This window comes from Tenacibaculum sp. M341, from assembly GCF_004337695.1.
In the GTDB taxonomy this organism is placed as follows: domain Bacteria; phylum Bacteroidota; class Bacteroidia; order Flavobacteriales; family Flavobacteriaceae; genus Polaribacter.
Map to the genome: position 1 here is coordinate 178,085 of NZ_SJXJ01000002.1, position 24,840 is coordinate 202,924.

General features: G+C 30.5%; 21 protein-coding genes. 9 read left to right on the forward strand and 12 right to left on the reverse strand.

Going from position 1 to position 24,840, the window contains the following annotated elements:
- Positions 1-57 precede the first annotated feature (57 nt).
- Both rpoN and EYW44_RS02665 read left to right on the forward strand, forming a co-directional pair.
- A complete protein-coding gene (gene rpoN, locus EYW44_RS02660; RefSeq protein WP_132722117.1) occupies positions 58-1,521 on the forward strand; it encodes an RNA polymerase factor sigma-54 in 1,464 nt (487 codons plus the stop codon).
- On the forward strand, positions 1,522-2,124 hold the full coding sequence (locus tag EYW44_RS02665) for a phosphatase PAP2 family protein (protein ID WP_132722118.1): 603 nt from the start codon (positions 1,522-1,524) through the stop codon (positions 2,122-2,124).
- Here EYW44_RS02665 and EYW44_RS02670 read toward each other — a convergent pair.
- The 6 genes from EYW44_RS02670 to EYW44_RS02695 form a co-directional block, all read right to left on the reverse strand.
- Positions 2,116-2,793, reverse strand: a complete 678-nt coding sequence (locus tag EYW44_RS02670) for a porin family protein (protein WP_132722119.1) — start codon at positions 2,791-2,793, stop codon at positions 2,116-2,118. The two genes, EYW44_RS02665 and EYW44_RS02670, sit on opposite strands and share 9 nt — an antisense overlap.
- 120 nt (positions 2,794-2,913) lie before the next feature.
- Positions 2,914-3,387 carry an ExbD/TolR family protein gene (locus EYW44_RS02675; RefSeq protein ID WP_132722120.1) on the reverse strand — a complete coding sequence of 158 codons (474 nt, stop codon included), beginning with the start codon at positions 3,385-3,387 and terminating at the stop codon, positions 2,914-2,916.
- A 22-nt stretch (positions 3,388-3,409) separates the two neighbouring features.
- The gene (locus tag EYW44_RS02680; RefSeq protein WP_132722121.1) at positions 3,410-4,042 is read right to left on the reverse strand and encodes an ExbD/TolR family protein; all 633 of its coding nucleotides are present in this window, start codon (positions 4,040-4,042) and stop codon (positions 3,410-3,412) included.
- A gap of 6 nt (positions 4,043-4,048) precedes the next feature.
- The gene (locus tag EYW44_RS02685) at positions 4,049-4,486 is read right to left on the reverse strand and encodes a hypothetical protein (protein ID WP_132722122.1); all 438 of its coding nucleotides are present in this window, start codon (positions 4,484-4,486) and stop codon (positions 4,049-4,051) included.
- 6 nt (positions 4,487-4,492) lie between these two features.
- Complete coding sequence (locus tag EYW44_RS02690) at positions 4,493-5,221, reverse strand: MotA/TolQ/ExbB proton channel family protein (RefSeq protein WP_132722123.1); 729 nt, start codon at positions 5,219-5,221, stop codon at positions 4,493-4,495.
- Positions 5,222-5,471: 250 nt separating this feature from the next.
- On the reverse strand, positions 5,472-6,503 hold the full coding sequence (locus EYW44_RS02695; RefSeq protein WP_132722124.1) for an asparaginase: 1,032 nt from the start codon (positions 6,501-6,503) through the stop codon (positions 5,472-5,474).
- 93 nt (positions 6,504-6,596) lie between these two features.
- Here EYW44_RS02695 and EYW44_RS02700 point away from each other — a divergent pair, with 93 nt between their 5' ends.
- The gene (locus tag EYW44_RS02700) at positions 6,597-7,295 is read left to right on the forward strand and encodes a zinc metallopeptidase (protein WP_132722125.1); all 699 of its coding nucleotides are present in this window, start codon (positions 6,597-6,599) and stop codon (positions 7,293-7,295) included.
- A gap of 110 nt (positions 7,296-7,405) precedes the next feature.
- Positions 7,406-7,915, forward strand: a complete 510-nt coding sequence (locus EYW44_RS02705) for a hypothetical protein (RefSeq protein WP_243643594.1) — start codon at positions 7,406-7,408, stop codon at positions 7,913-7,915.
- A 34-nt stretch (positions 7,916-7,949) separates the two neighbouring features.
- On the opposite strand, the gene EYW44_RS02710 is transcribed toward EYW44_RS02705, so the two are convergent.
- Together EYW44_RS02710 and EYW44_RS02715 are read right to left on the reverse strand one after the other, a co-directional pair.
- The gene (locus EYW44_RS02710; protein ID WP_132722126.1) at positions 7,950-11,501 is read right to left on the reverse strand and encodes a discoidin domain-containing protein; all 3,552 of its coding nucleotides are present in this window, start codon (positions 11,499-11,501) and stop codon (positions 7,950-7,952) included.
- A gap of 26 nt (positions 11,502-11,527) precedes the next feature.
- Complete coding sequence (locus tag EYW44_RS02715) at positions 11,528-13,549, reverse strand: M12 family metallo-peptidase (protein WP_132722127.1); 2,022 nt, start codon at positions 13,547-13,549, stop codon at positions 11,528-11,530.
- A 600-nt stretch (positions 13,550-14,149) separates the two neighbouring features.
- Between EYW44_RS02715 and EYW44_RS02720 the strand changes: the two genes are divergently transcribed.
- The 4 genes from EYW44_RS02720 to EYW44_RS02735 all read left to right on the forward strand — a co-directional run bounded on the left by EYW44_RS02720 (position 14,150) and on the right by EYW44_RS02735 (position 19,506).
- Positions 14,150-16,513, forward strand: a complete 2,364-nt coding sequence (locus EYW44_RS02720) for an outer membrane beta-barrel protein (protein ID WP_132722128.1) — start codon at positions 14,150-14,152, stop codon at positions 16,511-16,513.
- A 113-nt stretch (positions 16,514-16,626) separates the two neighbouring features.
- Entirely contained in the window at positions 16,627-17,763 is a 1,137-nt protein-coding gene (locus EYW44_RS02725; protein WP_132722129.1) for a hypothetical protein, read from the forward strand.
- The gene (locus tag EYW44_RS02730; protein ID WP_132722130.1) at positions 17,744-18,745 is read left to right on the forward strand and encodes a sensor histidine kinase; all 1,002 of its coding nucleotides are present in this window, start codon (positions 17,744-17,746) and stop codon (positions 18,743-18,745) included. Before EYW44_RS02725 ends, EYW44_RS02730 begins: the two co-directional genes overlap by 20 nt.
- Complete coding sequence (locus EYW44_RS02735) at positions 18,742-19,506, forward strand: LytR/AlgR family response regulator transcription factor (protein WP_132722131.1); 765 nt, start codon at positions 18,742-18,744, stop codon at positions 19,504-19,506. The genes EYW44_RS02730 and EYW44_RS02735 overlap by 4 nt, the downstream gene beginning before the upstream one ends.
- 1 nt (position 19,507) lies before the next feature.
- Here the strand turns inward: EYW44_RS02735 and EYW44_RS02740 are convergent, their stop codons facing one another.
- From EYW44_RS02740 to EYW44_RS02755, 4 genes are all read right to left on the reverse strand, one after another.
- Positions 19,508-20,275, reverse strand: coding sequence for a hypothetical protein (locus EYW44_RS02740; RefSeq protein WP_132722132.1), 768 nt, complete (start codon positions 20,273-20,275; stop codon positions 19,508-19,510).
- 35 nt (positions 20,276-20,310) lie between these two features.
- Positions 20,311-21,429 carry a toxin-antitoxin system YwqK family antitoxin gene (locus EYW44_RS02745; protein WP_132722133.1) on the reverse strand — a complete coding sequence of 373 codons (1,119 nt, stop codon included), beginning with the start codon at positions 21,427-21,429 and terminating at the stop codon, positions 20,311-20,313.
- A 162-nt stretch (positions 21,430-21,591) separates the two neighbouring features.
- Positions 21,592-22,398 (reverse strand): hypothetical protein, encoded by an 807-nt coding sequence (locus tag EYW44_RS02750; protein ID WP_132722134.1) that lies wholly within the window; start codon positions 22,396-22,398, stop codon positions 21,592-21,594.
- A 208-nt stretch (positions 22,399-22,606) separates the two neighbouring features.
- Positions 22,607-23,449, reverse strand: a complete 843-nt coding sequence (locus EYW44_RS02755) for an OmpA family protein (RefSeq protein WP_132722135.1) — start codon at positions 23,447-23,449, stop codon at positions 22,607-22,609.
- 161 nt (positions 23,450-23,610) lie between these two features.
- Here EYW44_RS02755 and EYW44_RS02760 point away from each other — a divergent pair, with 161 nt between their 5' ends.
- Positions 23,611-24,561, forward strand: a complete 951-nt coding sequence (locus EYW44_RS02760; protein WP_243643595.1) for an FAD:protein FMN transferase — start codon at positions 23,611-23,613, stop codon at positions 24,559-24,561.
- Positions 24,562-24,840 lie beyond the last annotated feature (279 nt).

The following is a 24,840-nucleotide window of genomic DNA, read 5'->3' on the forward strand; positions in this document are numbered from 1 at the left end:
TCGTCATTCCTCAAAGAATGGCGATTTTATTTTTACCGAATTCATATATTTGTAACTATGTTAAAACAGAGTTTACATCAAAGGTTATTACAAAAACTATCTCCACAACAAATTCAGTTAATGAAACTGATTCAATTACCTACACAGGCATTTGAAGAACGTTTGAAGCAAGAGATTGAAGAGAATCCTGCTTTAGATACAGGTAAAGAAGAGAAAGAGACTTTTGAAGATAGTTTAGAAAATGATGTAGACTATGATGATTCTGGGAATGAAAAAATTGAAGCTGAGGATATAAATATTGACGAGTATTTAAGTGATGATGAATATCCTAGTTACAAAACTCAATCTAACAATTATGCAGCAGATGATGATGAAAAACAAGTGCCATATGCAGCTGGTACTACATTTCATCAATCTTTAAAAAATCAATTAAATACGTTTAGAATTGATGAGCAAGAAAGAAGTATAGCCGAGTTTTTGGTTGGTAGTATAGATGATAGCGGTTATATAAGAAGAGACATTATCGACATTGTAGATGATTTAGCTTTTACTCAAAATGTTTATACTGAAGAGGAAACTGTTGAAAGAATTTTAAAGACAGTAGTGCAGACTTTAGATCCAATTGGGGTAGGGGCAAGAGATTTAAAAGAATGTTTAATTATTCAATTAAAATCAAAATCACCTACAAAAACAAAATCATTAGCAATTAATGTTTTAGAGAATGCTTTTGATCATTTTGTGAAAAAACACTACAAAAAACTGTTAGATAAGTTTAATATTTCTGAAGAAGAATTAAAAGAAGTAAACACAGAAATCTCTAAGCTTAATCCTAAACCAGGTAGTTCTTATGCCGGAAATAATAAAATAGCAGAGCAAATTGTTCCTGATTTTACCATACGAATTATTGAAGGCAAGCTAGAATTAACTCTTAATTCACGAAATGCACCTGAATTACATGTTTCTAGAGAGTATAATAACATGTTAAAGGGGTATCAAGATTCTAAAGATAAAAGTAAGTCTCAGAAAGATGCTGTAATGTTTATTAAGCAAAAACTTGATGCAGCTAAATGGTTTATTGATGCAATAAAGCAAAGGCAACAAACTCTTTTAGTTACAATGAATGCAATTATGCATTATCAGTACGATTACTTTTTAACTGGTGACGAAAGAAAGTTGAAACCTATGATTTTAAAGGATGTTGCTGATAAAATCAAGATGGATGTTTCAACAGTATCTCGTGTAGCTAATAGTAAATATGTTTCCACTCCTTATGGAACTAAATTGATTAAAGATTTCTTTTCTGAGTCAATGAAAAATGATCAAGGAGAAGATGTTTCGACAAGAGAAATTAAGAAAATATTAGAAAACGTAATTGCAGAAGAAGATAAAAAGAAACCTTTAACTGATGAGAAATTATCTAAAATATTAAAAGAGAAAGGTTATCCAATTGCTAGAAGAACCGTAGCAAAGTATAGAGAGCAATTAGATATACCAGTTGCACGTTTAAGAAAAGAAATTTAAATGCGTTGGCATAAATTCATATCTACAATATTACACCCAGTTTTAATGCCTACCATTGGTGTGTTAATTTATTTTCTTATTTCACCAATGAGAGTAACTGCGTTACAGCAAATTTATTTACTGTCTATTGTTTTTATTGCTACGTATGCAATTCCAATATTGTTATTGTTTTTTCTTAAGTCAGTAAATAAAATTGAATCTTTTGAGGTAAGAACGATTCAAGAACGAAAAATACCAATGTTTTCAATGATGTGTATTTTTCTTTTGTTGGGTAGGTTTTTTTACAAGTTTTCTAGTGTTAGAGAACTTTCATATTTGTTTTTTGGAACTTTACTAGGACTTATAATTGTGTACTTTATTTTTTTTACAAAGACAAAAACAAGTTTACATCTATTATCTATTGGAAGTGCCGTTGGCTTTTTTATAGTCTATCAGCAAATAAATAATGTAATGTTATTACCTTTAATAGTTGTTTTTATATTGCTTTCAGGCTTTTTAGGCACTTCTAGGTTGTATCTTAAAGCGCACACACCAAAAGAAGTTTATTTGGGTTTTTTAATAGGTGTTACAAGTCAATTAGTAATGTATTACGTTTTACAGTAAGTAAAAAATTAAACCAAACTTCATAATTTTACTATTTACAGTTTCAGAATTTATAGAGACATCTTTAAATATGGAAGTTAATCCATAGTAAACATATAAATTAAAAGCACCATATCCTGCGGATAATTCTAAACCAGACTGAAATCTATTGTAAATATCAATGTTACTAAACTCAAAGGAAGCGTTATTTTCATCTAAATAAGAAAAATTGTTAGACAGGTTATAAGAAAATCTCACGCCACCATAAAGTCTCCAAAATGAGTAAGTAACAGCATCCGAAGTTCTCCATCTAATCTGCAATGGAAATTCAATATTATGAAGAGACATTTTATTAGAAGTAATATTGTTGGCTAATTGTATTGTGTTGTTGTCGATTATTTGTAAACCATGATTAAAGGAATTAAAACTATAACCAGTACCAATTCCTACAGCAAATTTCCCGTTTTTTTGTAAAGGTATGTCTTTTATGTACCCTAAAGAAAAACTGTAAGAAAACCCGCTTTTAGAAGCTCCAGAAGGCTGTTTATCTAAAATATCATAGCTCAAACTTAAGTATAATTGATCTTCCCAATATTTATCACCTATTTTAAGAGAATCTATTTGTGCATAAGATTTCAAAGCCAAAAAGAATAGTATAAGAATAGGTGATTTTTTTAAGTGAATTTTCATGAAAGTGAATAGTTATGTTTGGATCAATTATTCTTTTGATTGAATAAAAATAAGAAATATAGGAAAAATAAAAAGAGCAATTTTTCAATTGCTCTTCTTAATTAATTATATAGTATGCTTTTATTTAGAGATACTGCTTCCTTTTTGAGTTGATAAACTTAATTTAAGAGCATTAACATCTCTTAATTTAAGACGAATATCGGTTAAAGTACCAACATTAGATTCTTTATCAGCTTTGATAGAAGTTGTCATATAAGGAATCTCTTCTTCAGATACTTGCTCACGCTCATTCATGATAAAAGCAGGAATATCATCAGGCGTTGCAATCTTATCATTTAATTGAATCCTATTAAAACTAGTACCATACTTTTCAGTTTGCTTAGCTTTTCCTACATAAATAGTACTTACTAAACTTTTATGTTCTAGTTTTTTAACTTCTGTAGCACTAGGTAAACGAGGACTTTCTATTTCTAGATTCGTTTCTCTCATTACCGTCGTTACCATGAAGAAGAATAATAACATAAAAACAATATCAGGTAAAGAAGCGGTAGAAATCGCTGGTTGCCCTGTTTTTTTCTTTTTAAATTTAGACATAATTTACTGTTTTTAAATGTTATTACTTAGCATCTGTAGGATCAAGATCGGTAATTATCTGAGGATAACTAGCTTTTATATCTTTTACCTTAGCTTCTAATGCCTTATTCTTATTACCACTCTTTTTGTAAGCTTCTTCTAACTCAGTAAATGAAGTACCGTAACGTTTCTGACAAAGTTTATTTCTTAATTCTTTATAAGCACTAAGTAATTCATTTTGTACAGTAACATAAGTACCATATTCTGTAGCTCTATCACTTTCAATAGAAATAATGGCTTTGTTAGGGTGATCAGATGATTCTGGGTTTCTTTCACCACCACAATAATCACATTGCTCACCTTTAGTAGCTCCTGGCATTGGGTTACCAACACCACCACCATTATCAATAAACTTAACAGCAGCTTCTTTCAAATCTTTTAATTCCATTACCCCTTCATCAACGAATAATTCATTATTCCTGTTGATACTAATTTGGAAAATGTTCTTTTCCTTAATTTTAGGTGGATCATAATTCTTAGGTGGTTTCTCAGCTAATTTCTTAGAGATACCTGAATCAACATCCATAGTGGTTGTTACAAGGAAAAAGATAAGTAGCAAGAAGGCTATATCAGCCATAGAACCTGCATTAATTTCTGGGTTTTCTCTTCTTGCCATATTAAATTATTTTATTAATCCTTTAAATAAATCGAAGATAAAGAATGCTCCTCCAACTACTAATAAGACTAAACTAGCCCAAATACCAGTACTTGTTAACTTAGAAACAGAACTTCCCGCAGCTGCGATAACTTCTTGTTCAGCATCAATAACTTCTTTTGAATCTGCAACTAAATAAGAGATTACTAAAACAACTACTAAAGCAGCTAATCCTAATAAAGTCTTTTTTAATGCTTCTGGGTTTTTAAGTACTCCTAATAACGATGCTACAACAGCAATTGCAATAGAAGCAATTAATAACACAACAGAATAAGTGATAAACGGTGATACCTTTGCAGATAGTGCTGCTGCATCTTCTGCATCAACTGCTGCAATCAAACCAAATAGGATAAAACCTATTACAGAGATTACTGCAATTAATATGGTTAATACTCTACTATTCATGTGTTATTAGTTTTTTTTGTATTTAGCTAATAAATCAATTAAAGTAATTGATGAATCTTCCATGTTGTTTACAATTCCATCTACTTTAGATACGATGTAGTTGTAAAAGATTTGTAAGATAATAGCTACGATAAGACCAAATACCGTTGTTAATAATGCTTGCTTAATACCACCAGCTACTACCGCAGGAGAGATATCATTTGCAACAGCAATAGAGTCGAATGCAGAAATCATTCCGATTACCGTACCCATAAACCCTAACATCGGTGCTAATGCGATAAATAAAGAAATCCAAGAAATGTTTTTCTCTAATAATCCCATTTGTACTCCACCATATCCTACTACTGCTTTTTCAGCTGCGTCAATTCCTTCGTCAGCTCTTTCTAAACCTTGGTAAAAGATAGAAGCAACAGGTCCTTTAGTGTTTCTACAAACTTCCTTAGCAGCCTCAACTCCTCCAGAACTTAATGCGTCATCAACTTTAGCTACTAATTTCTTTGTATTAGTTGTAGCCATGTTTAAATAGATGATTCTTTCTATTGCAATAGCTAATCCTAAAATTAGAGTTACTAATACAACTCCCATAAACATTGGGTCTCCTTCAATAAAACGTTGTTTTAATTGTTGGTGGAATGTTTGAGCTTCTTCTGAAGTCGCTTCTTGAGCAAAAGTTGATTGAATAGCTCCAAAGAACATAAATCCTGTAATAGTAAGGACATTTACTGCTTTTTTCATTTTGTTTATAATTAATTTAAAATAGTTAACGTATTGAAAATACAAATTTTTTATGTTGCGAAAATAATGATATTATGTCAAAGATTTTAGTGTTTGATTGTATAACTTCTCAAGTACCCCTTATTTTCAGACTGCCAATTAACAAAAAAATGTTGGGACAATAAAAAAATTAACGGTATTTGTTGAAAAACTTTTATTTTTTGATGCATTATTAAGAATTTCAATTTATTTTAATAGAATTTTTTGTGATTTAACTAATCTCACCACGTAAAGAAGTTTCAAAATAGTGCTTAAATTCTAGTTCAGATAAATCTTCACCTAGCAAGTACATCATTTTAGCAATTGCGGTTTCCGTGGTAATATCCTTACCGTTTATAATACCAATTTTCTTCAAATCTGTACTAGTTTCATACAAACCTAAAATTACACTACCACCCGCACATTGAGTAACATTTACTATCCTCAACCCTTTTTTAATAGCATTTTCTAATAAATCAATAAACCATTTTTCAGTGGGAGCATTACCAGCACCATAGGTTTCTAAAATTAAGCCTTTTAAGTCTGGAATATTTAAAGTTGCTTCTACTACTTTTTTAGTGATTCCAGGGAAAAGTTTTAAAATAGCAACATCGTCTATTAAATTTTTTCTAAAGATCAAGTCTTCCTTATGATCAGGATGTTTGAATAAAAGGTGTTCATTAAAAGAAAGATGCACACCACTTTCTACTAACGGAGGATAATTCATTGAGGTAAATGCCTCAAATTGTTCAGCGTTAATTTTTGTAGTTCTGTTAGCTCTGTATAATTTATATTCAAAATATAAACCAACTTCTTTTAAAATAGGTTCATCGTTTTTTCTAGCACAAGCTATTTCTATAGAGGTAATTAAATTCTCTTTAGCATCTGTACGTAAATCTCCAATAGGTAACTGAGATCCTGTAAAAATGACAGGTTTTTGAAGATTCTCAAACATGAAACTAATTGTTGAAGAAACATATGCCATTGTATCGGAACCAGTTAACACCACAAAACCATCATATGTTTTATAGTTATTAGCTATAATTTCAGCTATTTGAATATAGTAACTGGTGTTCATATTTGAAGAATCAATAGGTTCTTCAAAAGAAATAGTAGATATTTTACAGTTAAGTTGTTTTAATTCTGGTATTTTGGTTAGTATTTGGCTGAAGTCAAAAGCTTTTAATGCATTTGTTTGATAATCTTTAATCATACCGATGGTACCTCCAGTATACACCAATAATATGTTTGGTTTTGTTGCCATTCTGACAAATTTTGAGTTCTATAATTGAAATGGAATAATTTATGTTGTAAATTTATCAAACAAAAAGTAATAGAAAGTAAATAAAAAAGAAATATGTTTGGATTTTATATAATAATAGGAGCTATATCTTTATTTAGCTGGTTGGTAAGTAATACGTTACAAAGAAAATTTAAAAAATATTCAAGAGTTCATTTAAGAAATGGAATGAGCGGTGCTGAAATTGCAGAAAAAATGTTGGCAGATCATGGAATTAGTGATGTTCAAGTAATTTCAACTCCTGGAATGTTAACAGATCATTACAATCCAACAAATAAAACAGTGAACCTTAGTGAAGGAGTTTACAATCAACGTAATGCAGCTGCAGCAGCTGTAGCAGCTCACGAAGTTGGGCATGCTGTACAACATGCAAGAGCTTATCAATGGTTACAAATGAGATCGAAATTAGTACCAGTAGTAAGTATCTCTTCTCGTTTTTCTCAATGGATGGTTATTGGAGGGCTTGTTTTAAGTGCTACTTCTGGAACTTCTGGTATTGGTTTTATGATTGCTGTTGGAGGTTTAATTTTTATGTCTTTAGCAACGTTGTTTAGTTTTATCACTTTACCTGTAGAGTATGATGCAAGTAATAGAGCATTAGCATGGTTAGAGAATAAACATATTGTAACAAGAGAAGAATTAGCAGGTTCAAAAGATGCTTTAAAGTGGGCAGCTAGAACTTATTTAGTGTCAGCATTAGGATCTTTAGCAATGTTACTTTATTGGGGGTTGCAAGTGTTAGGTAGTAGAGATTAATCACTTTTACATAATATATTTTAAAGCTGTTTGATATTCAAACAGCTTTTTTTGTTAAGTCATTCAAAGTATTACGTCTAAACAACTATGTAATGTAAATTATGACTTTTATGAAAAAAAGAATACTAATCAGTTTGTGTTTTATAGGAATAATTCAATTTTCAATGTTTTCGCAAAACATGACTTTGGAAAAACTTGGTGATATATTTGAGAATACTACTGATAGTATTGTTAGTCAAAAATCACAGTGGCGATTTATTATTAAAAAGATTCCTTTTATTGCAATCGCTGATTCTACTCATAATAGAATGCGAATTATATCTCCAATTGCAGATAGTAATAGATTGACAGAAGAATTGAAAACAGCTTCATTGATGGCTAATTTTCATACAGCATTAGATGTTAAGTATGCTATTTCAGATAATGTTTTATGGTCAGTTTTTATTCATCCTTTAAAAGAGTTAACCGAAGATCAAGTATTAGACGCAATAAGTCAGGTGTATTATGCACATGTAAATTTTGGAACAACATTTTCTAGTACATCGTTGGTGTTTCCTGGTAACAGAAAACCACGTAAAAAGCTAAAGCAGAAACCTAAAAAGTTTATAGAGAAAATATAAAAAAAGACCTCAGCAAAATGCTGAGGCTTTTTTCTTACTTTTTAAATACTTTAATTGATTTTCTGTTTTTACCATCTTCAAATTGTAAGATGTAAAAACCAGTGTCAATAGAATTCACATTTATGATTAAGTTTTCACCGTCAAATGTTTTTTGAATAGGTAAAATTTTTCCATTAATTCCAATCAACTTTAATTTTTTAGCAACTTTATTAGAAGTTATTCCTTTTATAGTTAGCTTATTTTTGAAAGGAATAGGAAATACTTTTATACCATTAAAATCATGTAAATCTACATTTGGAGGCGTTTCTTGATTAGCTTCAATTGGAGAAGTTTCAAGTTCATTTACTTGACTTACAGCTGTTGGATTGTTGATGTATTTTACTGAAAACTCTGCAACAGAAGCCCATCTTTTATCATCTACTTCAGAAAGTGCTCTAAAATACAAATAGCGAGTTTTAAACTGTTCAAAGTCTGCTGATTGTTTTAAAGTAGATTTTTGAAAATTACCAGTTGATAATTGTTTCCAGTTACTTCCATCCCAACCAAAAAGAATATATTCTTTTACCATACCAGTAGTTCCCGATTGACGACCTTGATAGGTGAATCCAACCAAATCTTTCTGCTCACCTAAATCGATAGCTATATAATGAGGATGCGAAGTATTATCATCATACCAGTTAGAATGCCAATAAGTATTCGGATCTCCGTCTGCAGCTTTTTCTTTAGAGTGATCAGCGTTTGTAGTTTCTTCACTGTTTGTTTCATAAACGACACAACCATTACAATCTTCTTTTATGTCTGGTTGATCGGTATTATCCTCTATTTTTACTTCAACTACATTAGAAAAATCTGAATAATCAGCACTATCGTAAGCTCTAACTCTGTAAGAATATGTTCCATTAGCTAGATTTTCATCAGTATACATAGTTAAATTATTTACATAATCAATTCTACTAAATCCTTGTCCATCATTTCTTTGAATAGTAAAGCCAGACTCGTTATTAGAATTGTCTTTCCAAGTTAATGTTACATTTTTATCGTTGATAGTAGCTGCTAAATCACTCGGAGCAGTAATTTGATCAGTAGTAATATTTACTTTTACTTCAATTACATTAGAGAAATCGGAATAATCAGGACCTTTATAAGCTCTCACCCTGTAGGTATATGTTCCATCAGCAAGATTTTCATCAGTATATGTAGTTTGATCATTTATAAAACCAAGTCTACTAAATCCTTGTCCATCATTTCTTTGAATAGTAAAACCAGATTCGTTGTTAGAGTTATCTTTCCAAGACAATGTTACATTTTTATCATTTACAGTAGCAACTAAATCACTCGGAGCAATAATTTGATCATTTGTAGTGTCTTCACTATATAAATCAGATTCCCATATTCCTCTTCCATAAGTTGCTAAACGCAGTTTTCTTGTACCATAATGAATTTCTAAATCTGAAGTTTGTACCCCAGGAAGGTTTTTTGAAAAAGCAACCCATGAACTTAAATCATCATTTGTATAATAAACCCCTGATTGCATACCTACATAGAGACCGTTTTTACTAGTGTCATCAAACACTAAACATTGAGCAGAAATGTTAGGTAAGTTTCCTTTAATATTTGTCCAGTTATTTCCAGCGTTAGTTGAAACATATACTCTAGAACCTGTTGCTGCAATTGCCACTCTTTCCGGATTGTTTGGATCAACAGCAATAAAATTTACATCGCCTCTAAAGTTACTTACTTCAGTCCAAGTAGGATTGCTACTTTGACCATTTTTTGTTCTCCATACTCTACCTTCATCAGCAATGTATATATAGTTATTATTAGACTTTGCAATCGCCATTTCATCTAAATTATCCCCAATATTTATTCTTGAAGTAATGTTCGTCCAACTACCACTAGCACCACCATTATTACTTCTGTATAAATTACTATAACCAACATAAATTTTTCTATTGTTAATAGGGTCCATCATAAAAGGAGTTACCCATTCTCCACTAAAGTTTCCTGGTTTGCTTATGTTTCCAATACTGTTACCTCCATCAGTACTTTTATATAAGCTGCCAAATTGTACAGTACCATAAACAATGTTTCTATTAGTATGATCTATAAAACATTCCATTCCATCTGCACCAAGCCACTCTATGAATTGTCTGCTAGAGCCTTTCATAATATTCGTTCCATTATCTTGCGCACCACCCACAATCATGTTAGCGTCTGTAGCAGAATTTCCTATTCTATAGTATTGTCTAACAGCTAATCCTCCTTGAGATAAATCTCTCATGTTGTTTCCACGGTCAGAACTTCTAAAAATTCCACCATCACTACCTACATAAATTCGACCATTTATATATTGCATTACTTCAATATCTGCATGTACATAAGATCGATCACCAGGACTACTCCAACTAGCTAATTTTGTAAAAGATCTACCACCATCTAAAGATCTTGAGTAATCCATTCCACCAACATGCACTTCATTTTCATTGGTGTTAGACACTGTAATAGCCATATCTCTTGAAGCTTGAGTAAAGTATACATCATTGGTTGAAACTGATTGATAACTAGATCTGGTTGAAAAACTACCACCACTATTGGTTGATCTGTATAGATAACCAAAGCTGCTGCCTCTTTTTTGCACCAAGTATACGATATTCGGATTTGCAGGAGTTACAGCCATTTTCATTCGTTCTGTACGATTTAAACCACTTGTAATTCTACTAAAAGAAGAACCTCCGTTTGTTGATTTGTAAAAACTACTTCCGCACGCGTAAACTACGTTTGTATTACCTGGTTTAAATTCTACATCTTCAGAGTTTGCATTTAGTACAGAAGAAAAACTTGCTCCTTTGTTAGTAGATCGATACAATGCTCTTGAAGTACCAATGAAAATAGTATTTCCATTTGGATGAATTAAAATTCTTCGTGGAGTTCCACTAACACGATAAATTTGTGACCAAGAATTTCCTCCGTTTGTTGATCTCATAATTTGACCTGCAGAGTTTCCAAAATATACAATATTTGAATTGGTAGGATCTATGGCTATTGACCAAACCGACATATTCGCCATATTGTCTCCTAAAGGACTCCAAGATGTTCCACCATTAGTTGTTTTCCAAATACCACCACCTGGTGAACCTGCGTAAATTAAGTTTTGTTGGCTAGGTTCTACAGCAATTGCAACAACTCTTCCTAAACCAGGAGACCAACTTCTAGTTCGAGTCCATTTAAAAGGACCTAGTTCTTTCCATCCACTTACTTTTTTAGCTTGTTTGGATTGAGTTTCTTTGGTGTTATATTTTTTATTGAACTTTTCACATTCATCCACCACTTGTCTATCAGAAATCACACGACCATTAGCGTCTTGATTTCGTTTTGCCCAATATAAATTACGCATGAATAATTTATATCCACTTCCTTTACCTTTGCTATGTGTTTGGTAATATTTATCTCCTAAGCGTTCGAGTTTTTTTACTTTTAAATTTTCTTCTTGAGATAGCTCGTACAACTCCTGTGCCTTAACGGTAGAGAAGTTAAACGATAGCAGCAATGCTGCTACCGTTACTTTTAAAGGGGTTAATTGTTTCATTGATAATTAGTCTTAAGTTAAAGTTTTTATTCGATCATAATTTTTTTGGTTACGCTTTTATTATTGTTTATAATTTTCATTAAGTATATTCCTGAAGGTAAGTTTTTTACGTTTATTTTTTCAGAGAAGTTTGCTCCAGGAGAAATTTTATGGATGTGTTTAGTTAATACTAATTTTCCAAGTATGTTTATTAGTTTTACTTGAGTTTCTTGGGTTTTAATGTTGGATACATTAAAGTTTAAGAAATCTTTTACTGGATTAGGGTATACATGGAAGTTCATTTTATTAGGTATATTTTTACTAATGGTGTTTAGTTTTGCTCCTGGTTGTGAGGTACATGTCGCAAGTTCAATCCATTCAGAACCATTCCACTCAAAAGCTTTACCTTGATATATAACTTTATCACCAGCTTGGTAGTTTGTATTTTCTTGCCACGGATCTATACCTGAACACGGATCGTTATTCTGATTATCACAAGAGCCTAAACCAGTCCAATCATTATTTTCTCTTTTGAATAAATTACCCTGATAAACAATTAAATCGCCTTCTTTATAGTTGGTGTTACTAGTCCACTCATCTACGCCATAGCATTTATCAGAACTACATGCTCCTAAATCATTCCAATCATTATTTCCAGTTCTTTCAAATAATCTTCCATTATATACAACTTTATCACCAGCATTATAAGTTGTGTTTTCGGTCCATTCATCTACACCTGCACAACTTGTTTCACCATCATTACCACCGCCACCATTATCAGAACAAGAATCTACACAACTAGCACTATTAATGTTTCTTCTGATTACATTTGCTGGTTGAGAACCAAATCCTTTTCTAAGATTAGTACCTACACTATTTAAATGACAGTAACTCATAATAGTTCCTCCATCAGAAGGTACACCAGGTCTGCTGCAATTTCCTTCGGTTTGATAACAACCATCAATAGCAGTATTATTGCCATTCCATACACAAGCATGCGTGTGACTTGATCCGAAATTATGTCCTAACTCATGAGCAATAGTTGAAATATTCCAAGAATAACGAGGTACATTTGAGTAGTTTTGATAAATACCAGACAAACCGTAGCGGTATGAGCCACATAATGCATCTAACCATGCTACTCCACCAGAATAATTATAGGTTACAAAATGACCTAAATCACCATTAAAACCATTACTATTCCTATAACTTCTGTAACTATCTAAATCGTTGAATGGAGTGCTAGAGGTCCAAGAACGAATTCCTGAAAGTTTAAGGTTGACACCTTCATCATTATAAAGTATAGCTACTTGATTAAACATTGCTTCTACAAATGCTGAAGCTGCACTAGCACCACCTTTATCTCTAACAACATCATTTGCAATGTCGAAGAAAATTTCAGGACATTTTCCAGTTTGTCTTTCTGGAAACTCTACATTGTTTTTTGTAGATTTAGGTTTGTTTTGGTAAGATTCATCTACTTGACAAACAAAATCATTTAAATGACTAATGTCTTTGTCTTCATAAATAATATGATTGTCACTACCTTTTATTTTTCCTAAAACAAAGTTTCCTATTTTCTCATCTAAACTGATGTATCCGTATACTTCATTGTTTTGAATAGATATGGCGGCTCTTGAGTTTTTTTGGTTTTTAATAACTCCTCTGTAATGTGTTATTTCTGATGGCTTAATCGTTTGTTTAGAAGGTAGTTCTAAAGATGAAAAATTATCAGTTTTAATTGAAACTTTTACTAACTCTAACATCATGGTTGATGATTTGTTGGGTAGTGGTAAGTTTAAAGTTTCAGGTGATGAATCAGCATTTGTGAAACGTCTCATTGCTTGTTGATTCATCGACAATAATTCGTAATTTTTAAATTCTTTGGGAATATTTACTTGTTCTTTTCTACCGCTATTTTGACCATAGTCAAAAAGGTTAATTTTTTCAAATGTTTTTCCTTCTGATTTGGCAGCAATAATTCTTTGATTAGGTTTAATTTTTTGTGCTACACACATAAAAGGTATCGTTAGTATGTATAATACCAACAACTTAAAGTTTGTTTTCATGTTTTTCTATTAAAAATTTAAAATAAGAGACAGCTTTAAAAGAGATATAAGGGTAGCTAAGCCTTAAAAAATGCATTTAAAAAGCGATCAGTAGACAGTACAGTAAAGCAATTAAGCTTCACTTATTTAATAAAATATCCGGATAAATTTTACGGTGTTAGTTAATAACGATTATAGTATAACTAGTTAATGTTGAGTTTTAACTTAGGGAGAATTATACTACAATAGTAAACTGATTGAATGTGTTTTGTGTTAGTTTTCATTTTAAGGGGAAAATTGGTTAATTACTTTGGTTCACCAAATATACATACTCTAATTTAAATAAATACAAAAACTTATGTCATTTTTATAAAAAAACAAAGGTTTAAACATATGTTAATCAGTGTTTTTAATAAGGTATTCGTAAAAGTATTTGAATAATATTGAAACAATTTCATTTGCTATCTATAAAGTGTTGATTGATAATTAAAAAAAGGAAAGAAAATAAATTGACTTTTCAATAGTCTAATTCATCGGTTTTTTATCCCGTTTCGTCAGATTCATGTTTAGTATTTTTAATTAAAGAGTCAATTTTGAGGTGTAAATCTAAACTTACATCTTATGAAAATATTAAAGTTACTATCAATCTGTTTATTCATTTATACTAATATAAGCTATGCACAATACAGTATAAGTGGTACAGTTACAGATGCTCAAAAAGAAGCATTGCCTTTTGCAAACATTATTTTATACGAAAAAGGAAAAGAATCAACTCCAAAGGGTGTGGTTTCTGATGACAATGGTACTTATTCATTTAACAACTTAAAAAAAGGTACTTATAAAATTGAAGTATCTATGTTAGGTTTTACAAAAGAAACTATTCAGTTTTTTGATTTAACGAGTAATAAAACATTCAATTTAATATTAAAAGAACAAAATCAATCTTTAGATGAAGTAGTAGTCAAAAGTAAAAGACCAGTTATAAAACAAACTGCAGAAAAATTAGTGTTGAACTTAGAGAATTCGGAACTACTAAGTAATAATTTACAAGACGTTGTGAAAAGTATTCCTGGAGTTATTGTAACTAATAACGGAATTAGTTTCGCAGGAAGATCTGATATTAGAATTTTAATCAACGGTAAAACTACTGATTATATGGATACTGATGCATTATTGCGAGATTTACCAGCAGATAATATTGCAAAAGTAGAATTTATAGAGCAGCCAGGAGCTGAGTTTGATGCAGAGGGTTCAGGACCAATTATTAATATTATTCTAAAGAAAAATGTTAGAATAGGTATGCATGGAAATGTTGGTGTATGGGTAGGAGAAGATGAAGGTTTTGAATATGGAACTTCAGCTTCTATAGCTAATTATAAAAATAAATTAAACTGGCAATTAAACGCAGGATATTCTAGTCCTACTTGGAGAAATGATTTATTTATAGAAAGAGAGGTGCAAGAAACCACTTACGATCAGGCAACACGTGAGCCATATAGCCCAAAAAATATTTGGACAGGAGGTAGTCTTGATTATTATTTAAATGATAAAATTTCAGTAGGATTTAATACTAGATATAGAAATACAGTTTCTGATAGAATTGCAACAGCTAGAACAATTGTAACAACACCAACTACGGTAGAGAATATTTTTTCTGATAACACTTTTGAAAGAGATAGAAATACATTTAACCTAAATCCGTATTTTGAATATAAAACTGAAAAAGAAAAGTTTATTGTAGATTTTAATTACATCGATTTTCAGGATGGTAATATGAATACAATTTATCCAGTAGCGGGTAATACGAATGATTTTGCTGAGCAAAGATATTTTCAGAATGGAGAGTTTACAATAAAAACAACTAAAGTAGACTACACTAAAAATTTATCTGATAAAGTAAAATTAAGTGTTGGAAGTAAGTATTCAGATATTGATACGGATAGTGATTTGAAATTATTTGTAGCAAATAATGTTGGAGATTTTGAATTTCAATCAGGAGGGAGCAATCGTTTTTTAATTGATGAAAACATATTTGCGGTGTATTCTAAAATAAACGCAACACTTGGTAAGTGGTCTTTTTCTGGAGGATTACGTTATGAGAATAGTGAAACTAAAGGTACGTCAACAAATACTAATGAAACTAGAGAACGTAAAATATCTCAGCTTTTCCCAAGTTTTTCGGTAAGTAGAAAACTAACGGAGCAGTTAGGGGCAAATTTTGCATATAGTTATAGAATTAGAAGACCAAACTATAACAGTTTAAATTCGTTTGTAACTTTATACGATCCATTAACTTCAGAAGTAGGAAATCCATCATTGAACCCTGCATTTACAAATAATTATCAATTCAATTTAACTTTTGATAGTCAACCATTTTTTACAGTAGGGTATAGCGATACAAAAGATAATTTATTCTTATTTATTTCTCAGGATGATACTACCGCTCAAATTTCAAGAACGACTATTAATTTACAAGATCGTGAAAATTGGAATTTCAGATTCTTTGGACCATTAGATTTTATAGAAGGTTTGGAAGGTTTTTCTGGAATAACAGTTAACTATAATAATTTTAGATCAAATGAATTGAATCCAGTATTAGAACTATCAAAGTGGAGTTATGGTTGGTACACGCAAGCAAGCTATAAATTACCATGGAATATAAATGCTGAAATGTCTAGTTACTTAGGTTCAGGAATTTTAGAAGGTCAAATAGATTCTGGATGGATTGGAGATTTAAGTTTTTCATTTGGAAAGAAGTTTATGGATGATCGATTAAAAGTAAACTTAGGTATTTATAAAGTTTTGGATAGAGGTTTTGTAGGTCGCGTCAATTACGATAATATCAATGCTAATATAGAGTCTAACGGTTCTCGTCAAAATGTACAATTACGTTTAACTTATAGTTTCGGTTCTAGATTTGGTAAAAAGAAAGAAAAGCGTAATTCATCAAGAGATGAAGAAAATAGAATTCAAGATAATGATTAAGTTTTTCAGTTAAACTATAATATAACAGAGAAGTTTGAAGGAGTTAAATAATAGACATTTTTAAATGTAGCCTCTTCAACTTCTCTATTAAAAAAATAAATAAAATGATAACTATGAATAACCAAAAATTAACCAAAATACTTTTTGTAATAGGATTTGTATTACTCATTTTGGCACAGATATCTTTTTCGTTTACAGATGCAATAAATCTTTTAGAACCTATTGATTTTATTCATTGGACAATTTTGATAGGAGCAGTTTTAGTTATTCCAGGAGTTTTACGTTTTTCTAATGGAATGTTTTCTAAGATTGGTACACCAATAACATTAGCAGGTATAGCCACTACTATTGGAATGTGTGCTATTGATTTTGTGTTGTGGAGTTATAATAGTGATCAGAAAGCAAGAGCTGACTTATATTATCAGTTGATAGAAGAACCTTCAATTTGGATGGTGTTTATAACTGTAGGTCCAGCATTATTTTTTGTGGGGTTATCAATTCAGTCATTTGATTATTTAAAAACAAACATAAAAGGAGTACTGCTAACAAATATTGGAGCTGTAGTTACTGGAGTTGGAGGGCTCTTATTGCCTTTCGAATATCATTTTGTAATGATAATAGGTTACATGATTTTTGCATTTGGAGCAAACATATTACTTTTTAAAAGAAGAATATTTCATAATACATATTTCAAAGTATATGATGTTTTATTCATTATCGGATTATTGTTAGAAATGATAGGACAAATTTTATTAATGCCAGGAAATGAATTTGTGTATGCTTTAAAACCGATAGATTTTGCACATTGGTCTTTGTTGTTAGGGGCAGTTTTTATGATACCTAAAATTGTAAATTTTCCAAACAAGTTAATAACATATATTGGAACTCCGTTAGCTATGATTGGTGTTGTTTGTTTTATAGGTATGTGTATACTAGATTTTATGTGGTGGAACATGCCTAATCAAGAAATGAGGGTTGAGTTGGCAAGTCATTTATCAAAATTTCCATCTATTTGGATTCCTTTCATAACCAAAGGAACAGCTTTTTTTAATATTGGAATTCTAATTTTGAGTTTCAATTATATCAAAAAAAACATATTAGCAGTTTCATTAATTATTTTGGCGACCCTTATTATATTTGTTGGAGGATTTATACCGCATAGATTAATTCTTGTCTATTTAATAACAGCTATTGGCTATGCATTAATCTTCTTTAAAAAAGCATCGCCAAATGAATACAAAACTCAATAAATCAGATTTTATCGTTTTAGGAATTTACTTTCTGGTAAATTTTTTAATGAATGGGAAAAATTATTATCAGCGAGGAGCTTATTTGAGAGAGTATTTAATAGATTTTCCGGTTGAATTAGTAACAACAACAAGCATTATTTTTATTTATATTTTTTGGTTAACTCCAAAGTTTATAGTTTCAAAAAAATATTTTCTTTTCGGATTATATGGTGTTTTTGTTTTGGTGTTTTTTGCAGGAATAGAGCATGGAGTAGGGTATTGGACAGGTGATAACGATTGGAGTAAATTTCCAAGAGGTTTTGATTATATCGCTGATATGATTGATAGAGGTTCTACTCAAACATCTTTTCCGTTTGCTATTTTATTAACTAAAAAGTTTTACGAAGGAAAAACAGAAATGTTAGAGCTAGAGAAACAACAAAAAGAAAGTGAATTAAAGATTTTAAGATCACAAATAGATCCTCATTTCTTGTTCAATAACTTAAATACTTTAGATAGTTTAATTGATTCAGATTCTGAAAAAGCAAAAGAATATATAAATAGATTATCATTAATATATAGGTATTTAATTCAAACAAAAGATTCTGAGGTAATGGAATTGTCAGAAGAGATTCAACTGGCAGAAAACTATATCTTTTTAATTCAAACTCGTTTTGGAAACGATTATGAATTCAATATTGAAAGAGAAACAGAAATAGTAGATAAGTTTATACCTACAGGAGCTATTCAAACACTGTTAGAAAATGTAGTAAAACACAATAAACCTAAAGAAACCCCAATAAAAACAACTATTTTAATAGAAGATGATTGGTTAAGGGTAGAAAATTCCAAATCGAATCTTAAGGTAAAAAAGGAATCATTTGGTACGGGTTTAGCAAATTTAAAAACACGTTACAAGCTGTTATCAGATAAAGAAATCAGTGTGATTAATACCGATACTGAGTTTAAAGTAGTAATTCCTATTATAAAATTGAGTGTATGAGAATTTTAATATTAGAAGACGAAATTCCAGCTTATAAAAAGTTGGTAATGTATTTAAATACTTTTTTTGAAGAAGAGGTTGCTCATGATTGGGCAAGATCTATTGCTGACGGAGAAAAGTTTTTAACTCAAAACTCCTATAATTTCATTCTATCAGATATTCAATTATTAGATGGTATTTCTTTTGATTTATTTGATGATGTTACCACAGATACTCCTATAATTTTCTGCTCCGCACATGATGAATATTTGTTTAAAGCTTTTAACACTAACGGAATTGCTTATATTTTAAAGCCTTATTCTAAATCAGATTTTAATAAAGCGATAGAAAAATATCAAATGCTATTTAATCAAGGAGATTACAATACACTAAACCATAAAACACTAACCAATTTAAAGTCTGCATTAAAACAAGAAAATACCATTTTTAAAAAGCGTTTTGTGATAAAAAAAGCCAAAGGAATTCAGCTTTTGAATGTGGTTGATATTAGTTTGGTAATGGCTTCAGGTGATTTTTGTATTGCAATGGATGGAGAAGGAAAACAGCACACAATTTCTCAGAATTTAGGAAGTATATTTCAACAATTAAATCCGAATAAGTTTTTCAAAATTAATAGAAGTGAAATTGTCAACATCGATTTTATTGAAAATATAGAAAGTCATTTTAAAAATAGATTGTTAATTTCTGTAGCAGGTAATAAAGAAAAAGTTATGACAAGTTCTTCTACCACTTCAGAATTCAGAAAATGGTTAGAGCAGTAATTTATATTTCTGATAATTTTCCTGCTTTAAATTGCAGTTTTACAACTTTATAGTCACGTTTATAAAAGCCAGTTTCTAAATCTTGTTCATATTTATTATACGAGAATATTTTGGTAGAAGAATCGAATGTTAAGTTTATTTGTTGACTTCTATTACATTCTAAAAACAGAGAAGTATGGTTAGGATAACTTTCTTTTGATTCAATTAACTGTCCATTCTTTTCTTTAAAAATTCGAAGGGTAAAATGTTGCTTGCCGCCTCCATAAGTCCCAAATCCGAAAAGAAAATAAAAGTGGTTTATGTGCTCAATTCTATAAAAGCCAGAACTTTCATTTTCTTGTGTTTTTTCCAATGGAATAAATAAGCATTGGTCATTAGAATTCTTAAATTGAAGATAACTGGAATACGTGTGATAAGAGCCTCCTCCTAAATGATCAATAGAAAATGTCTTTAAGTTTTTTTTAGAAGTAACCACCACGTTATTCATAAACGCATATACTAATGTTCTTCCTATAACAGCTTTTTGTAATCTGTTTGTGAGTATATACGATAGTGAATCACTTGGTAATTGATTACAAGTTTCGGGTTTGGTTAAAGTCTTTTTAATAACTGAAATGAAATGATTGTCTACAGAATCTCTTTTTTCCCAGTCAGAACGATGTTCAAGCCTTAATAATTGCGCTTTATTTAGTTCTTTAAACAACCCATTATTTTGAGCATAGTTTTTTAATCCTATAAATATGATGATGTAAAGAAATTTCGTTTTCATGGGGAAAAATAGACTGTTAATAGGTGAATTAATTTTTAATTATATGATTTTTCAGAAATCTGTTTGCCTTTATTAAACTCAACTTCTTTAGTCAATTCACCAGCTAAATCATAATGTTTCCAAATTCCATGTTGTTTATTATTTAAATATTTACCTTCCATAGAAATTGATTTAGATTTCGTGTGGTAGTATTTAGCAATTCCATTTTTACTATCATTTTGATAAGTAATTTCAGAAAAAAGTCTTCCTTTCTTTTTTTCATATGTTTTCCAAACACCATTTTTATAAGTGTCAACAAATTTTCCTTCTTTTAGCTTAATTCCTTCTTCATTATACGATTCGTAAAGTCCGTTAATACTTCCATATTTATAATTGGTTTTACTTTTTAGAATTCCGTTTATAAAATATTCTTCTTTATAAACAACATGATCATTATCGTAGTTCACTTTAAATTCTAAAATTCCTTCAGGAGTAAAGTACTTAGCAATTCCGTTTTTTCTTCGATCTCTTACAGTTAACTCTACAGAAAGTTTGCCATTTAAATGATATTTTTTCTCAATGTAATCTGTTTTAGCGCTATACGTTTTTTCCCATTTAAGTTTTCCATCAGTCAAACGTTCTTCCCATGTACCTGTTGGTTCGTTATTTTTATAATATTCTAAAACAATTGAAGTAGTGTTTTCTGCCGGATTTTTTAATCTTTTCATCCATTTACCTTCTTTATTATCTTTTTTATAGGTTTCAGTTCTAATCACTTCTCCTTTCCTATTGTATGTGGTCCAAGTACCTTCTTTCAAACCATTTTTATAATTTGTTTTTTCTTGTAATGTTCCGTTTTGGAAATAAGATTTTTGAGTACCTTCTATTTTTCCTTCCTTATAAGTAGCTTCAGATATTTTATTTCCTGAGAAATCATAGCTAGTGTAAATACCATCAATTTTTCCATTTTTAAAAGAAATATCAGCATAAGCACCACTGTTTTCAGATAATTTATAGGCACCGTTTAATGGTTTTTTATCTTCTCTACTACTAAAAATAGTTTCCTTACCAAATCGTTTTGTTTCAATATCATTCCACGACATGTAAACTTGAGCAAAAGAGAACTGACAATTCATAAGAAAAAGAGCTATTGTATATTTGAAGATTTGTAACATAAATAAATGAATTTTAAAAAGATGTAACAAATGTAGTTAGGAGAACAAGCTCATAAATAGCGTGGTTTATATTCGTATGGTTTTACTTAATATTTGCTGTTATATAAAAAAAAGAGACTGCCTTTTTAGGCAGTCTCAGAGATACATAAAAATAAAGATTGACTAATCTTTGTGAACATAATTAACGGTTACGCATCCGCTAAGTTTACCACATTCTGAAGAAACTCCTTCATAACATACTTCAACAGTTCCTGATTGTTGAAGATGATCTTTTAGGTAAACGAATCTTGGACTTCTAGGGGTTACTACTTCTCCATTGATAGTCCATTTTACTGTATTGTCATCAACGTCAAGACTTAATGTTTTTACACCGACAAACTGACGTCCAGCATATGAGAATTCAAAAGCTCCGTCAAAAACAGAACAATCTATAGGAGTAGGCTCTCCTGGAGTTTCTTCTCCATTGTCTCCGTTATCGCCATTGTCTCCATTATCTCCGTTGTCTCCATTGTCTCCGTTATCGCCGTTGTCTCCATTATCTCCGTTGTCTCCGTTATCGCCATTGTCTCCATTGTCTCCGTTGTCTCCATTATCTCCGTTGTCGCCATTGTCTCCGTTATCGCCATTATCGCCGTTGTCGCCATTATCGCCGTTGTCTCCATTGTCTCCGTTGTCTCCATTATCTCCATTATCTCCGTTGTCGCCATTATCTCCGTTGTCGCCATTGTCGCCATTATCTCCGTTGTCGCCATTGTCTCCGTTATCGCCATTATCGCCGTTGTCTCCATTATCTCCGTTGTCGCCGTTGTCAGTAGCGTCATTATCCATATTATCTAGAGCATCTGTAGCTCCGTCAATAATTTCTTGGACAGTAAGTTCTTCTTGTTCTTCGATAGATGTTTCATTTTCTTGACAAGAAATGATTGTAAAAAAGAAGGTGAATAAAAAAATTAACTTGAAAATTTTCATAAGGTTATTAAATTTAGAATTAATAAATTACTTGTATAACAGGTTGTTTTAGGATTATTTTATAGTTATACGGTTAATAGTACAGTCCAAAAAAGATTTACCCTACCCTAAAAAAAATATTTTTTAAGAAAATTTTTTGAAATTGATTTTAACAAAAAAAAAGACCATCTAAAAAGATGGTCTTAGTATATGATATTGTATGTTATTATTACTCTACCTTTTGGTCTAGTAAATCGAAGAATTGATTTAAACGAGGTAAGATGATAATTTTAGTACGTCTGTTTTTAGCCTTGTTAGCAGGGCTGTCGTTTGGTACTAAAGGTAAAAAACTACTTCTACCAGCAGCAATTAAACGCTCAGGAGCAACAGAATATTTACTTTGTAACTCACGAACAATTGCAGTAGAACGCTTTACACTTAAATCCCAGTTATCTTTTACAGCAGCAGTACTCATTGGAGTATCATCAGTATGACCTTCAATCATAACATCCATTTCTGGTTGTGCATTTACAACAGTAGCTACTTTTTTCAACACTTTAGAAGCTTTGTCTGTAATAGTATAGCTTCCGCTTTTAAATAATAACTTATCAGAAATAGAAATGAAAACAACTGTTTTTTCAACATTTACTTCAATGTCTTCATCATCAATTCCTTCTTGTAATTCTTTCTTTAAATGGAAAGCAACAACTAAGTTTAATGAATCTTTTTTAGAGGCAGCAGCTCTAATTTTATTAATGTATTTGTCTTTTTTACTTAATTGAGTTAAGGTTTCTTTGATGTTATCATTTGCCCCCTTTGTTAACACAGTTAAGTTTTCAACCTGCTGTATTGAATTTTGTTTATCTTTTTTAAGTTCAGCAACTCTGTTTTCTAAATTTGTAGATCTATCTTGGTACTTTTCCTTTTCTACCAAGCACTTTGTAAGATTGTTTTTTACTGTTACTAACTCCTCTTTAGTTTGTTCGTGTTTTGCTTTTAAAGCTTCTAATTCTTTAGAAGAACATGAAGCTAATAAAACAGCCGCCGATAAAAATAATAGTACTTTTTTCATTGTGTTTAATTAATGATAAGTCACAAATTTAAAAAAATGATGAAACAAAACGTCATATTAACGTTATTTTAGTACTCTAACATTTATTTTTGTTAATTCAATATAAAATGATGAAGAGATTATACTATTTTTTTAGCAGCTTCGTTTTGATTCTTTGCTTAATGAATTGTGTTAGTTCAACCCAAAAAGAACAAGTAGAAAATAAGCCTTCTTACACAAAATTAAAAGGTAAAATATTTGGAACAACTTACTATATTGTGTACAAGGACACGGTAAATTATCAAAAAGAGTTTGATAGTATTTTTTCGTTATTTAACAACTCTCTTTCAACCTACACTCCAAATTCAATTATATCTAAAGTAAATCAAGGAGATTCTACGGTTGTTGTTGATGCTTATTTTATAGAAGCATTTGAAAAAGCTCAAAAAATATATAAAGACACTGAAGGTTATTTTGATCCTACTATTGGGAAATTGATAAATGCTTACGGATTTGGATCTGGAGAGACCATTAAAAACTTAAGTGAAAATGAAATTCAAACACTTTTAGATTCTAAAGGTTTTGAAAAAGTTACTTTAAAAGAAAACAAAGTACTAAAACCAGAGAATATTGAATTTAATGTAAATGCTTTTGCTAAAGGATTGGGTATTGATGTAATTGGACGCTTTATTGAAAAGCAACAAATAAAAGATTACTTGGTTGAAATAGGCGGAGAGATTAGAGCAAGAGGTAAAAATTCAGAGAATGTTTTTTGGCGATTAGGTATTGACGATCCAAATACAGACCAAACAAGAAGTTATTCAAGAGTAATTAGTCTTAAAAATCAGTCAATGGCTACTTCTGGCAATTACAGAAAGTTTAGATTGAATGAAAAAGGAGAAAAAATTGTGCATACAGTGAATCCAAAAACAGGAATGGCTCAAGAAAGTAATTTATTAAGTGTTTCGGTTTTAAAGGAAGGTGATTGTGCAGATGTTGATGCTTATGCAACTGCTTTTTTAGCAATGGGATTAGAAAAAACAAAATCTTTTTTAACAACACATCCAGAATTAAAAGTAGTGTTGTTATTTTCAAATGATAAAGGTGAAATAGAGGAATACTCTAACCGATAATATTTTTCAGATGGCTATCATAGGTAATGAAAAATTACTAATGACAGCCATTTTTATCTTTTAACGTAATTGTTATAATAGCTTCTTATTCTTGTTTACTCATTTCCAATAGTCAGCACCATTAATTAAAACGATTAAACTGCCAAAAAACATAAGGTTTTAGTTGGTTGACTTTGATTGTTTTAGTTGTTTTTAGGGTGTTTACTTCTCGTATATTAAAAAAACAGTTTCAAATAAATAGTTTGAAGAGTGTTGTAAAATCACTGATTTTTTTAAGGG